Origin of the sequence: Moraxella sp. K1664 (assembly GCF_039693965.1) — a bacterium.
Classification (GTDB): domain Bacteria; phylum Pseudomonadota; class Gammaproteobacteria; order Pseudomonadales; family Moraxellaceae; genus Moraxella.
The window spans coordinates 1,424,946-1,438,162 of the sequence record NZ_CP155576.1 but is presented as its reverse complement, the minus strand read 5'-3'; the positions used below and the strand labels follow the sequence as shown (position 1 = coordinate 1,438,162).

Annotated in this window: 11 protein-coding genes; 4 read left to right on the top strand and 7 right to left on the bottom strand. The window is 48.5% G+C overall.

The window, feature by feature from the left end; genetic code table 11:
* Nucleotides 1-13: 13 nt before the first annotated feature.
* Complete coding sequence (locus AAHK14_RS07345; protein ID WP_065256399.1) at nucleotides 14-1,075, bottom strand: NADH:flavin oxidoreductase/NADH oxidase; 1,062 nt, start codon at nucleotides 1,073-1,075, stop codon at nucleotides 14-16.
* An 86-nt stretch (nucleotides 1,076-1,161) separates the two neighbouring features.
* Between AAHK14_RS07345 and AAHK14_RS07340 the strand changes: the two genes are divergently transcribed.
* The gene (locus tag AAHK14_RS07340; RefSeq protein ID WP_065256398.1) at nucleotides 1,162-2,055 is read left to right on the top strand and encodes a LysR family transcriptional regulator; all 894 of its coding nucleotides are present in this window, start codon (nucleotides 1,162-1,164) and stop codon (nucleotides 2,053-2,055) included.
* A 376-nt stretch (nucleotides 2,056-2,431) separates the two neighbouring features.
* A complete protein-coding gene (locus tag AAHK14_RS07335) occupies nucleotides 2,432-2,758 on the top strand; it encodes a helix-turn-helix domain-containing protein (protein ID WP_083108394.1) in 327 nt (108 codons plus the stop codon).
* Between the two features lie 99 nt (nucleotides 2,759-2,857).
* Here AAHK14_RS07335 and AAHK14_RS07330 read toward each other — a convergent pair whose 3' ends face one another.
* Together AAHK14_RS07330 and AAHK14_RS07325 are read right to left on the bottom strand one after the other, a co-directional pair.
* Nucleotides 2,858-4,345 (bottom strand): aminoacyl-histidine dipeptidase, encoded by a 1,488-nt coding sequence (locus AAHK14_RS07330; protein ID WP_065256397.1) that lies wholly within the window; start codon nucleotides 4,343-4,345, stop codon nucleotides 2,858-2,860.
* Between the two features lie 63 nt (nucleotides 4,346-4,408).
* Nucleotides 4,409-6,214, bottom strand: a complete 1,806-nt coding sequence (locus tag AAHK14_RS07325; RefSeq protein WP_065256396.1) for an aminopeptidase P family protein — start codon at nucleotides 6,212-6,214, stop codon at nucleotides 4,409-4,411.
* A 202-nt stretch (nucleotides 6,215-6,416) separates the two neighbouring features.
* Between AAHK14_RS07325 and AAHK14_RS07320 the strand changes: the two genes are divergently transcribed.
* The gene (locus AAHK14_RS07320; RefSeq protein ID WP_227514739.1) at nucleotides 6,417-7,637 is read left to right on the top strand and encodes a sugar transporter; all 1,221 of its coding nucleotides are present in this window, start codon (nucleotides 6,417-6,419) and stop codon (nucleotides 7,635-7,637) included.
* Between the two features lie 291 nt (nucleotides 7,638-7,928).
* On the opposite strand, the gene AAHK14_RS07315 is transcribed toward AAHK14_RS07320, so the two are convergent.
* The 3 genes from AAHK14_RS07315 to AAHK14_RS07305 all read right to left on the bottom strand — a co-directional run bounded on the left by AAHK14_RS07315 (nucleotide 7,929) and on the right by AAHK14_RS07305 (nucleotide 10,502).
* Nucleotides 7,929-8,915, bottom strand: a complete 987-nt coding sequence (locus AAHK14_RS07315; RefSeq protein ID WP_065256395.1) for a malate dehydrogenase — start codon at nucleotides 8,913-8,915, stop codon at nucleotides 7,929-7,931.
* 389 nt (nucleotides 8,916-9,304) lie between these two features.
* The gene (locus tag AAHK14_RS07310) at nucleotides 9,305-9,769 is read right to left on the bottom strand and encodes a GNAT family N-acetyltransferase (protein ID WP_065256394.1); all 465 of its coding nucleotides are present in this window, start codon (nucleotides 9,767-9,769) and stop codon (nucleotides 9,305-9,307) included.
* A gap of 76 nt (nucleotides 9,770-9,845) precedes the next feature.
* Nucleotides 9,846-10,502 (bottom strand): NAD(P)H-binding protein, encoded by a 657-nt coding sequence (locus AAHK14_RS07305; RefSeq protein ID WP_065256393.1) that lies wholly within the window; start codon nucleotides 10,500-10,502, stop codon nucleotides 9,846-9,848.
* A 212-nt stretch (nucleotides 10,503-10,714) separates the two neighbouring features.
* Here AAHK14_RS07305 and AAHK14_RS07300 point away from each other — a divergent pair, with 212 nt between their 5' ends.
* Complete coding sequence (locus AAHK14_RS07300; protein WP_197035906.1) at nucleotides 10,715-11,065, top strand: helix-turn-helix domain-containing protein; 351 nt, start codon at nucleotides 10,715-10,717, stop codon at nucleotides 11,063-11,065.
* Between the two features lie 46 nt (nucleotides 11,066-11,111).
* On the opposite strand, the gene AAHK14_RS07295 is transcribed toward AAHK14_RS07300, so the two are convergent.
* Complete coding sequence (locus tag AAHK14_RS07295) at nucleotides 11,112-13,151, bottom strand: lytic transglycosylase domain-containing protein (protein ID WP_227514738.1); 2,040 nt, start codon at nucleotides 13,149-13,151, stop codon at nucleotides 11,112-11,114.
* Between the last annotated feature and the right edge of the window lie 66 nt (nucleotides 13,152-13,217).

The following is a 13,217-nucleotide window of genomic DNA, read 5'->3' as shown; positions in this document are numbered from 1 at the left end:
TTCTTATCATAAGTTACACAAACCCACGTTCATATTGTCTTGGCACAAACTGCATCTCATCGCTGTCCGAGCCGTTTTGCTGATATTGGGCGTTTAGTACCCAATATGGGTCTCTAAGTAGCCCACGCCCCACCGCCACAAGGTCGGCATCGCCCACGCCAAGCACATGGTCAGCCACGGCAGGATTATCAAGCATACCCACCGCAATCACGGGTTTGCCTGTGGCGTGTTTAACCTTACGAGCCAGCTCCACCTGATAGCCTGCAAAAAATTCAGGGTGCTTGCCCGCACACAGTACGCCGTCTCCACCACCGCTTACGTCAAACACGTCCGCCCCTGCGTCCGAGAAACGTTTGGCGACTTGTACGCCATAATCGCTGTCAAAACCGTTTTCGCCATATTCTTGGGCGGAAATTCGCACGATTAGGGGCATATCGGCAGGCATGACGGCACGGGCAGATTTGATGACCTGCTCGCCAAATAGCATTTTGTCTTGACCATATTCGTCCGTACGCTGATTGGATTTGGGCGAGTAGAATTGATGAATCAAATAACCGTGGGCGGCGTGAATCTCAATCGTGTCAAACCCTGCGTCCACCGCTCTTTTGACTGAATTGGCAAAAGCCCCAACCAACTCTTTGACTTCATCAGTGGTGAGCTCTTTTGGCGTGATGAGGTTTTGCCCAGCGTAATCAAGCTCGCCATAGTGAATGGCAGACGGTGCAACGGCGTTTGGCTCATCTTGGGCTTTACGTCCTGCGTGGGCGATTTGAATGCCAATTTTTGCCCCTTGTGCGTGAACGCTGTCCACAAGTCTAGCAAATGCTTGTTGTTGTTCATCGTTCCATAGCCCCAAGCATCTAGGCGTAATGCGACCATTGGGGGCAACGTTGGTCATCTCAACAATAATCAGACCCACACCGCCCACCGCTCGGCTGGTGTAATGCACCAAATGCCAGTCATTTGATACACCGTTTGTGGCGGAATATTGGCACATTGGGGGCATGACAATGCGGTTTTTGAGTTCCAAATTTTTAAGATGGATAGGAGTTAGGATTTTGCGGAATTTTGCCATGAGTTTTCTCGGTGTTTAAGATGATGATATTCTAGGGAATTTGTGTTATTATTTCAAATTGATTATTGTGATAAGTGGATATAAAAATGACCGATATCCGAACCCTAGACCTAAACCTATTAAAAGCCTTTGTGGTCTTACTAGACGAATGCAATGTCAGCCGTTCGGCACAACGGCTTTCCATTACCCAGCCTGCGATGAGCGGGATTTTGAACCGTCTGCGAGATAGCTTTAATGACCCTTTATTTGTACGGGTTCAGCACGGTATGCAACCCACCGACAGGGCGATTGAGCTTGGGCATATCGCTCGGCGTGTCTTGCAAGACGTGAATTCCATGCTCGCCCCACCCAAGCTAGAACCTGCCAATTTGTCCATGACATTACGCATTGGAGCGATGGATTATGTTCAGCAGATTATCGCTTTGCCCCTTATTTTACGGTTAAGACGGCTTGCCCCGAACGTGAAAGTTGCCTTATTGCCCGTGCAAGGGCAAAACATCAAAACCTTGTTTGACAAAAACACCATTGATTTGGCACTGGTTGGGCGACACCACATCACGGACGATATGCCCCAAACCCTGCTGTATGAAGAAAACTACGTCTGTGCAATGAGCAAAACGCACCCCATGGCAAACACCGCTTTGACGCTTGATGAGTTTTGTGAATTGCCCTTTGCCATGCTGTCGTACAATGGCGGTGAGTTTAGCGGAGCGACCGACATTGCCCTACAAAAATTGGGGCGAAAACGCAAAGTCATGGTATCGGTAGACCACATCTCGCTGTTGCCACAACTTTTGAACAATTCGGATTTGGTGGCGGTACTGCCCAAGCACCTTGCCCAGACCCTGCCAAACGTCCGCCTGCAAAATCCACCCATAGCCGTTGACGGCTTTACCATGATGATGACATGGCACGAACGCACCGAACAGGATATGGCTCATCGTTGGCTTCGGGGGATTGTGCTTGATGTGATTAAATAGGGGACTAGGGTTTTTATAGCTCATCAAACGACCGACAAGTTGCCATCAAAGAGACGTACTCCCAACCAACTTGATATTTACCACGCCCCTACGTCCACACATCATTGTATTTGTAGTAATTTTAAAGTTTCTTGGGTGTAAATATTACTTTTGCTTTTGTCATACTTTGTATTATATACAAAGTATGATTCAAGAAAGGACTGCGTAAAATGCGTTATTTGGCAAAAGGTCATGGCAAACGTGCGGTGCCAGAATTATCTATTGCAATATGCCAAATGACGGCTTAGTTGCCGCTGTTGCCACTTATTCCAAAAACGAACGTGAGAATCTTAGCCAAAAACAGCTCAAAAATCTCAAATAAAAACAAGGGGGAAATATGAATTTACCCAATTTTAATATCGATGAAGTCATGCGGGCAATTATCGCTGATGAACCAGACCTTGCCAATCATCAGGACAGCCTACACACTGCCCTGGCACAACTCAAATACGGTGAATTTGCTCGCACAACCATCATTAGTCAATCCGCCCAAATGCGTCAAAAGGCAAATTTATCTCAACATCAACTCGCCAAAGCACTTGGCGTATCCGTCCATACGCTAAAATCATGGGAGCAAGGTCAGCGAAATCCCAGTGGCTCAGCTCGTGTGCTTTTAGACTTACTTGCCAAACGCCCCGAACTAATCGGTAAGCTTACCACGTAAACTCACCTTGCATTTGCAGTCTTACAACATAACAGATTTGCAAAACAAACCCACAAAAAATCGGACACCCTGCCCGATTTTTTACCTTAACCGCCTTGCTTACACTTTCACAGGCGAATTTTTTAAAATATCCGTCAAAAGTTGCCAATACACCGCCACGCTCGCCACGTCCACCGCTTCATCAGGAGAATGGGCATTGATAATCGTAGGACCGACAGAGACGATGTCCATGTTGGGATAATTTTTCTTAATCAGTCCACATTCTAGCCCTGCATGAATGACCTTGATGGTCGGTTCATGCCCCAAAATATCAGCATATAAGCGTGCAGTTATGGGTGTAATGGCAGAGTTAGGGTCATAATTCCACCCCACATAGTCGCCGTCAAACACCGCTTTTGCCCCCACCAAATCCGCCACGCTTTGCAAGGTACTGATTACACCTTGTTTGCCGACTTGGGTCAAGGAGCGGACAAGCAAGGTCGCCACAAGCTCGCCATTTGCCACGCCCAGTACCCCAAACGACAGCGATGTCTCCACCACGTCAGCGATGTTGTCGCTGTATCGCACCACGTCAGACGGTAGTACATTGATGAGATTTATCACGGTTTGGCTGTTTTCTATGACGGTATCGGGTCGCTCGGTGTCTTCTGCCGTGATAGACAGTTTGGGTTCTGCCGTGCCGATTTCGCTCTCTATGTCTTTGATAATATTAGATAAAGTCGCCAAAAACTGCTCTTTGTCCGCCCCATTTATCGCAAGAGTTGCCACACTTTCTCGGGCAATGGCATTTCTTAGCGAACCGCCTTTAATGTCAGCGATTTTAAAGTTGCACGTCTGTGATAAAGTCACCAACACTCGCCCCAACAGTTTAATGGCATTTACTCGGTTTTTGTGAATGTCCACGCCCGAATGCCCACCCTTTAAGCCTTTGACAGTCAGACTCATCGCACTGTCATAGCCGTTATCCACATGGCTCACAGGCAACGCCAAATCAGCGTCCACGCCCCCTGCACAGCCCACATAAATCTCGCCTATCTCTTCGGTGTCGGTATTGACCATGATTGGGGCGGTCAGCGTCCCCGCCTGTAAACCTATCGCCCCCACCATGCCCGTCTCTTCGGTCATGGTCAGTAGCACTTCGATGTCAGGGTGAGCCACCGTCTCATCGCTTAGCACCGCCAAACAGCTCGCCATGCCAATGCCGTTATCCGCCCCTAGCGTGGTATCAGTCGCCTTTATCCACGCCTTGTCATCGCTAAATCGCATGATGATAGGGTCTTTGGTAAAGTCGTGGCTCGTACTGGCATTGGCTTGGGGCACCATGTCTAGATGAGCTTGCAAGGCAATGGGCGTGCGGTTTTCCATGCCGACTGTGGCAGGCTTTTTGATGATGACATTACCAATCTCATCACGCCACACGGTGAGTCCACGAGAACTTGCCCATGAGACGATATGGCTTGCTATCGCTTCTTCGTGATAAGACGGGTGTGGAATGCTACAAATCTGGGCAAACCACCGCCACAGCTCGGTCGGGGCAAGGTCTTGGACGACAGATAGGTTATGATTTAGGGCATTTTGGTTTAGCATGAGTTTTCCTTGTAGGTTATTTAAAATTAAAATTTAAAATTGGTATTTAATGAATAAAACAGTTTACACCGCCTGCGTCCGCTCAACGAGCCACGCTTTTGCCCGACCGTCCACACGTCCGATAAGCTCATCATGGACACGTTTGTGATAGTCGTTGAGCCAGCGTTTTTCTTGTTCGGTCAAAAGATGTGGCAGTATTAGACGGGTGTCAAATGGGCATAAGGTCAAATCTTCAAATTTTAAAAACTCGCCAAACTCGCTCTGGCGTGCCTTGACCGCCACCACCAGATTTTCAAGGCGTATGCCCCATTTGCCTTCACGGTATAGCCCCGGCTCGTTACTGGTTATCATGCCTTCACTCATGATACGCTCAGGTGTAACAGGGGCGGTGCGTGAGATGACCTGCGGGCCTTCGTGGACGTTTAGAAAATAGCCCACACCATGCCCCGTCCCATGCCCATAATCTAGCCCCTGTTGCCACAGTTGGTTACGAGCCAATACGTCTAGTTGCATGGACGGTATGTCTTTGGGGAAATGGGCGGTTGCTAGGGCGATATGAGCCTTTAACACATAGGTAACATCACGCTTTTCATCATCGCTAATTTGCCCCACGCCTGCCATGCGAGTGATGTCGGTCGTGCCGTTTTTGTACTGAGCCCCTGAGTCAATGAGTAGCAAGCCGTCCCCGTCCAAATACGCAAATCGCTCGTCTGTCGCCCGATAATGCACAATCGCCCCATTACCCCGAAATCCTGCAATCGTATCAAAACTTGCCGAAACATGGTTTGGCTGGCGACTTCTGGCACGCTCCAACATCTCATCAATGTCAAGCTCAGACACACGCTCGCCTTGGGCAAGTTTGTCTTCTAGCTCGGCAAAAAACTCACACAACGCCACGCCGTCTTGACGCATGGCCCCGCGGATATGATCAATGTCATTGTCGGATTTTATGGCTTTTAGCACGGTGGTAGGATTGACCGCCTTGATGAGTGTAGCAGTTTTTGGCAAATGGGTCAGCGTACCGACCGCCACTTTGGCAGGGTCAAACAGTAGGCTTGCCACATCACCCAAACGCTCCGCCACGCTGTCATAATGAGCCACGTCAATGCCTGCCACGCTTAGGGCGGACTTGGCGGTATCTGTGAGCTTATCATCATGGACAAATAAAGTTGCCGTGTCTGGCGTGATAAAGAGGTGCGACAAAAACACAGGGTTAAAATTCACGTCCGCCCCACGCAAGTTGGTGAGCCACGCAATGTCATCAAGACTACTGATGAGATGATGAGTCGCCCCCTTTTGGGTCATAACCTCACGCACTTTGGCAAGTTTTTGTTTGGCACTCGTATCCACAAACGTCTCATCATGCACATAAATCGGAGCGTTGGGTAGGCTTGGGCGGTCTTGCCAAATCTGCCCCAAAATGTCAGTATCAATGACAAGCTCCATGCCACGCTCGGCAAAGGCTTGGCTTAGACTGTCAAACTCCGCCACAGACAACACCGCCCCGTCTATCGCCACTTTTGCCCCTTGGGGTAGGTTGTCCGCCAAAAACTTGGCATAAGTGGGATGAGCTTGCTCCATTTTTTGTAGCTGTATGCCTGTGCCGTCAAGCTCAATGGGGGCTTGCACCCAATAACGGCTGTCCGTCCACACCCCTGCAAAATCCTGTGTGATGACCAGCGTGCCAACCGACCCTGTAAAGCCAGACAACCACGCCCGACCTTGCCAATACACAGGCAAATACTCGGACATGTGTGGGTCAGCAGACGGTATGATAAGGGCGGACAGTCCACGCTCGGCAAGCATCGCACGCACAGCAAGCACTCGGGCATGGCGGACATCGGACGGGGTTTTGTGAAAGTCGGTCATGATTTTTCCTTGATAATACCATAAACGCCTATTTTACACCCATGCCATTTTTGATACAACATTTTAGTATTTTATACCATTCTCATATTTATATAAGTGATTGATTTATCAAGATAAAATTTCAATTTACCCCCACAACTCCAAAAAAATAGTTATCAAACAATCAACAAGTTACCATTTTAAGTTGAGAATGAAATATTTTATGTTAAAATACGCCTTTTTATCCATGACCCACATCCCCCAACACGACTTCTCTGCCCACGCCAACCGCATTCGCACCTTGCGTGTCGTCGCCCTAGCCCTATCCGCCTTTATCTTTAACACCACCGAGTTTATCCCTGTCGCCCTACTCTCTGACATTGGGGCAAGTTTTGGCATGCCTGCTCATGAAGTGGGCGTGATGATGACCGTGTATGCATGGATTGTGGCGTGCCTATCCTTACCCGCCATGCTCCTAACCGCCAAGATAGAACGCAAAAAACTGCTCATGGGCTTATTCATCATCTTTATCATCAGTCACATCATGACCGTACTTGCCAGTAGCTTTGCCGTACTACTCATCGCTCGGGCAGGCGTAGCACTGGCTCATGCGGTGTTTTGGTCTATCACGGCAAGCCTTGTTGTCCGTGTCGCCCCCAAAGGCAAACAAACTACCGCCCTAGGCATGCTCGCCACAGGTTCGGCATTGGCGACTGTGTTGGGATTACCGCTTGGGCGGATATTGGGACAGTATCTGGGCTGGCGGACGACTTTTGGGGCGATTGGGGCGATTGCTTTTATTGCCATGATGGTGCTATGGTACATTTTGCCAAAACTACCCAGTCGCAACGTGGGCGACTTATCGAGCCTGACACTCATCGCCAAAAACAAACCCCTTATCGCTGTTTATCTCATGATCGCCCTAGCCGTCACGGCACATTTTACCGCTTATAGTTATATCGAGCCGTTTGTGTTGCACATCAATGCGTTTAGCCCGACCTACGCCACGGCAGTACTGCTCATCTTTGGCTTGGCAGGGATTGTGGCGAGTGTGCTGTTTGGGCGGTATTATGAGCGTTTTGAGCAGGGATTTTTGTGGCTGGCGATGATTGGCGTGCTTGTCAGTCTCATGCTGATGATGATATTGGCAGGTCATGTCATGCTGTGGACGGCATTGACGGTGCTGTGGGGCGTGAGCATGACCGCCATCAGTCTGGTGCTACAACTTCGCACCCTAAAACTCGCCCCACACGCCACGGACGTCGCCATGAGTCTGTTTTCGGGGATTTATAACATCGGCATCGGTGGCGGGGCGTTGCTTGGTGGCATGGTCATCGCTCATCAAGCCCTAGGACTGACCATGATAGGCTATGTCGGAGCAGGTGTGATGTTGCTGGCGGTATTGGTGCATGGGGCGAGTATCAAAATGACACGTCATGCCTAGGGCGTGCAAAGTATGTCCCCGCAAATCCTTTTTAAATGCCCTATTCTCAACTTCATACAAGCGATTGATTTAAAGGGCAAATTGCCATTTGCCCCTACAACTCCAAAAATAATGATGGGATAATCAATGGTTTGCATTTTAAGTCGAAAGTGACGTTTTAAATGATAAAAATACCCCCACCACAAGGCAGGGGTATATCACTATTACCAATCAATTATATATTTATCAGGCGTTGGGCGAATGTAATTCGCCCCTACATTCCCAATTCAACGCATGATTGACTTTGGCAATTTATAGCAAATGTGCAATCGCATCACGCTCTTCGGTTAGCTCGTTTAGGGTAATGTTGATACGCTCTTGGCTGAACTCATCGATTTCAAGACCTTGAACGATTTTGTATTCACCGTTTTCGGTGGTTACAGGGAAACCAAACATCACGCCTTCTGGGATATCATAAGAGCCGTCAGACGGGATACCCATGGTTACCCACTCGCCATTTGAGCCTAACGCCCAATCTCTCATGTGGTCAATGGCAGCATTGGCAGCAGAGGCGGCCGATGATGAGCCACGAGCTTCGATGATTGCCGCACCACGTTTACCGACTGTTGGTAGGAAAGTATTAGCGTTCCACTCTTGGTCGTTAATCATGTCTTTGACGCTCTCGCCGTTAATGGTGGCAAAACGGTAGTCAGCGTACATGGTTGGGCTGTGGTTGCCCCATACGGTGAGCTTTTTGATGTCTTTGACGGCTTTGCCAGTCTTTTTGGCGACTTGGGTCAAGGCACGGTTGTGGTCAAGGCGTAGCATGGCGGTGAAGTTCTTGGCAGGTAGGTCTGGGGCAGACTTCATGGCGATGTAAGCGTTGGTGTTGGCAGGGTTGCCGACTACCAATACTTTAACATCACGGCTTGCCACGTCATTTAGGGCTTTGCCTTGTACGGTAAAGATTTTGGCGTTTTCTTGAAGTAGGTCAGCACGCTCCATGCCTGGTCCACGGGGACGAGCACCGACAAGCAGGGCATAATCTGCGTCTTTGAACGCCACATTTGGGTCGTCCGTGCCAATCACGTCATGCAGTAGCGGGAAAGCACAGTCATCAAGTTCCATGATAACGCCTTGTAGGGCTTGTTGGGCTTTTTCATTAGGGATTTCTAGAAGTTGCAAAATCACAGGTTGGTCTTTGCCAAGCATCTCACCGCTGGCAATACGGAACAATAGGCTATAACCAATCTGACCTGCGGCACCAGTTACCGCAACACGAACAGGCTGTTTGCTCATGACTTATCCTTAAAATAAAATTTGAAAATGGAAAAAATTTTGCTTAATTTTGCCTTTTGAAACCCATTTCAAAAACTGCAAAATCGCCCTAGTGTAGCATATTTTTTGGGGTATTGGCAAAGGTTTTTTGGGGCAAATTACCGCCAATTAGCTTTTGTTAATTTACCATAAAAAACTCGTACATTGACGGGCTTGTGTGGACTAGCGGTATTGACAAGCGATTTCCAAGCCATTTTCACAGGCTTTGGCAAACCATTGTTTGGCTTGTATATTTGCCTTAGGGTTGTCTTAAAAGTTTGGGTTGTTTTAGCCCAGATTGGTGTGATAGACAATAAAAAAACCACCCAAAACCAACATCAGTCAATTTTGGGCGGTGTGTCAATGCTAACTCAAACCTGCTTTTGCAAACTTAACATCAAATCATGGGCATATTCAGGATAATGCGGATTGGGGTTTTTGTCACAATAAAATTCGGTTGCCACAAAGCCCAAGCGATTGATATAAAAATGCAAATTTCGCACCGCAGAATAAGGCGTTAATAAATGCCATAGCCGAACCGCTTTATGGTGCGATTCTATAAATTGCCAGATTGTCTGCCCCACGCCCTTGCTTTGAATGCCACTTTTGACATACAAAAAATCCAGCTCACCTTTATCGCCATTGATAACGACAATTGCACCGCCAATCATCTCGCCATTTTCCACCGCCATATAAGCAATCGCCCCTTGCTTTTGCATTGAATCATTGATATGACGCTCGGGCAACTCGTCGCCATAGGTGTCTTTAAAGCTAAGTTGCATTTGTTGTTTAAATTGAGATAAACGGGTGTCATCTAAGGGTAAAATAGTTATCATCGCATTGCCTCTATTTAAATTAGAAAAAACACCGCCCAAGCCACGCCCAGACGGTATTTTAAACAGTATCATTAAATCAATTCGCCACCGTAAATCGCTGATGTAAATGGGCTTTTTGCTCAATATCATCGGCAATCGCCACCGCCAAATCCGCCACGCTAATATCGGCAGGTGAGCCGTCCGCATTGGTCAGCACGTCATCTTGTCCGATACGGTAAGTGCCTGTTTTTTCAAAAGAAACAGGGTTGATAGCAAACATCACCGCAGGCGACAAAAACGCCCAGTTAACGTCCGTGCGAGTACGAAGCTCGCCGAGCAGCTCACGCACCACATTCGCCGCAGGATAGACATCGGCAGGAAAATCGGGCGTGTCCACCAGTTGCAGATTTGGGGCGACATTTAGGCTACCTGCACCGCCCACCACCAGCACATAAGGCACATCTGCACGCTTGACGGCAGATAGGATATTGGCATGACCTGTTTGTAAGTCATTGATAATATTAGGGTTTTCCCACCCTGCATTAAAGGCATTGACCACCGCATCAAAGCCTACCAATTTATCAGCAAAATCAGGACTATTCACGTCCACCGCCACCGCTTGCACGTTGTGGGCTTGATAGACCTTATCTGTGTTACGAGCAAAAGCGGTAACACTATGTCCACGCTCGGCAAGCTCTTTAACTACCGCACCGCCGACAAGACCAGTAGCACCGATAACTGCAAATTTTTTCATAAAAACTCCGATTGAATGTTGGGTTGATAAGGTGTATTATAGGCAAGTCATTTATTTTATGTAAGTACTTACACTTTTGTTAGTATGAAAATAATTTGAAAAAAGTTTTTAAGTAATTGATTTTATTACTTTTTTAAAATTAAGTGAATATATGGTGTATTTACACGCCACTAAAACCCAATTTAAAAAAGGCAAACCCATGCAACACCACGATGACGATAGGGGCAAAGTCCTTGCCAAAGCCTGCCCCCAGCCGAGCGATTTTAAACCATCTAACAAGCCGTTGGGGGATTTTGGTGCTGGTTGTGCTACAATCAGGCACAAAACGATTTAGCGAGATACGCCGCGAGATAGAAGGCGTGTCCGAGCGCATGCTGTCTGAAACCCTAAAACAGCTAGAAGCGGACGGTATGCTTGTTCGCAAGTCCTTTGACACCGTTCCGCCCCATGTGGAATATACGCTTACCGACTGGGGCAAACAGGCAAGCGATAAAGTGGCGGATTTGGTGGAGTGGCTAGAAGTCAATTTAAATGATATTTTGGCAAGCCAGCCCAACGCCTAATCCACAAAAAAACCGCCCTATTGGACGGTTTTTTATCTTACACCCATTACCAAGATGGCGATACTGTTCCCATGCGTTGGCTAATTGGGGTATATCTGCCGAGTATCACGCCATAGATGGTGGCGTTTTCCATGACATGCTTGACATACTCACGGGTCTCGCCATAGGGAATGGCTTCGACATACTGGTCAGCACTGATGGTGCCATGCTTGGGTAGCCATTTGCGGGCGGGCGTTGTGCCTGCGTTATAAGCGGCGGTGGCAGGGGCGATTTGCCCATTAAAATCACGGGTCTTATCCGACAGATACCATGTGCCATAGCGGATGTTGGTGTCAGGGTCGCTTGAATTACCACTACCGCCGATTTTACGAGCAATCATCTTGGCGGTGTTTGGCATGATTTGCATAAGACCGCCTGCCCCTACGCCCGAGCGAGCATTGGCAGCAAAACGGCTCTCTTGGCGAGTGATACCATATGCCCATGCAGGGTCAATGCCTGCACTGCCTGCATGGGTCATAAAGCTGTTTTGGTAAGGCATGGGGTGGCTAATCGCTGATGCTCTTAGGGGCGAGTTTTCCATGGCGTGAATGCTACGGCTATAAATTCCCATATCATGAGCTTTTTTGGCGGCAGCAAGCACGAGCTGATGGTCGCCTGCGTTCGTGGTAGTACGCACCGCCCAGTTCCACTCACGCTGAATGTGCTCCATGCTCGCCCCACTCTCCATAAGCTTAAAGGCACGAGCAAAATCAGGGTTTTGCATGATACGAGCAGTATCTCTAGCACTGATGTTTGGCATACCGATACCGCCGATGTCATTGGCGGTCAGGGGCATATTTAGTCTATCACGAGCAAGCAGACCATAATAGTCTAAATTTTTGGTAAGATTTTGGTAAATCTGACGAGCCTGTCCGCCCTTGCCCGTCTGCTCATAGGCACGAGCCAGCCAGTACTGCCAGATGTTCTCGCCTGCCTTGGTCTTACTCATCGCCCCAATGGCGTTAATCACGTCCGTCCATTGTCCAAAATAAATCCCTGCCTGGGCATAATCTTCGGCTTCTTCAAAGTTAAACGGCTCGCCTAGGCTGTTTCTAAACCAATGCACCGCTTCGACATTAAAGCCGTCATCGGTGTTCATGTTCATACGCTTAACGGCAATGCTCCGCCACGCATAGCGACGTGCCATGTCTGAGAGCAGTTTTTGGGGGCGGGCGTTGTCTTGATTAATGTCGTAATTTAGCTGAGTGCTGGCTTCCCAATATGAACGATGAGCCAGTTGGCTGATGGCATAGACATATAGGTATTGATTGGTTTCGCTAAACGGCATGGCGTGAAACCGACTAAAAAAGCCGTTGGGGTTCGAGCGGATACTGGCAAGCGTGCCATAATCGATGGCTAGGTTAAGCTGACGGGCAAGGCTGATGATGTCCGCACTCTTATCAAGGGGCGGGTTGCGTGATGACAGCTGACGGGCGTCGATTCTCATCATGCGAATCAGCCGTTCGTGGCGGTCGGTGCGACTGATGTGGCGGTTATTACCCATTTCTAGGGCGAGCTTGTCGCACAAAGACTGCCTGATTTGGGTGTTTAGCCAGACATTCTCTTTTTGCTCTAAGGCACGGGCGTCATTTGCCCCGTTATAACCTAGGGCGATGGCACATGCTTCGGACGCATCGGCATTGCGGATATTAGGAATGACCGCACGCACGCTGTGATAGTCGCCTTGGCGTGCCTTTTCTTCGGCATAGTCTGCCACGAGTTTTTCGCTGATGACGTGGTTGGGGTACTGCTGAACAAAGCTGTTAATGGTGCTAGGGTCATGATAGGTGATGTCGTTGTTAAGTCGCCAATAGGTCGGGTACATGGCAAACAGCGAGCCTTGCATGCTCTGCTCATACTGATACATGGCATTAGTGTTGGACTTTTGGCGTTCGGCTTCCATGAACTGATAGACACTGCCGTCTTGGCTATAATCTTTGGCATTGGCACATGCCACAAGCGATACGCCCATGACAGATAGGGCAAGGGTGGATAAGGATAAAAAACGTCCAGATGAGCGATGTTTGGTGTGCATGATGAGTTCCATGATTTGGGCGGTAAAAGATGGGTTAGCTTATCAAACTAATTTTGCAACTCATTTAGCGGTTGTATA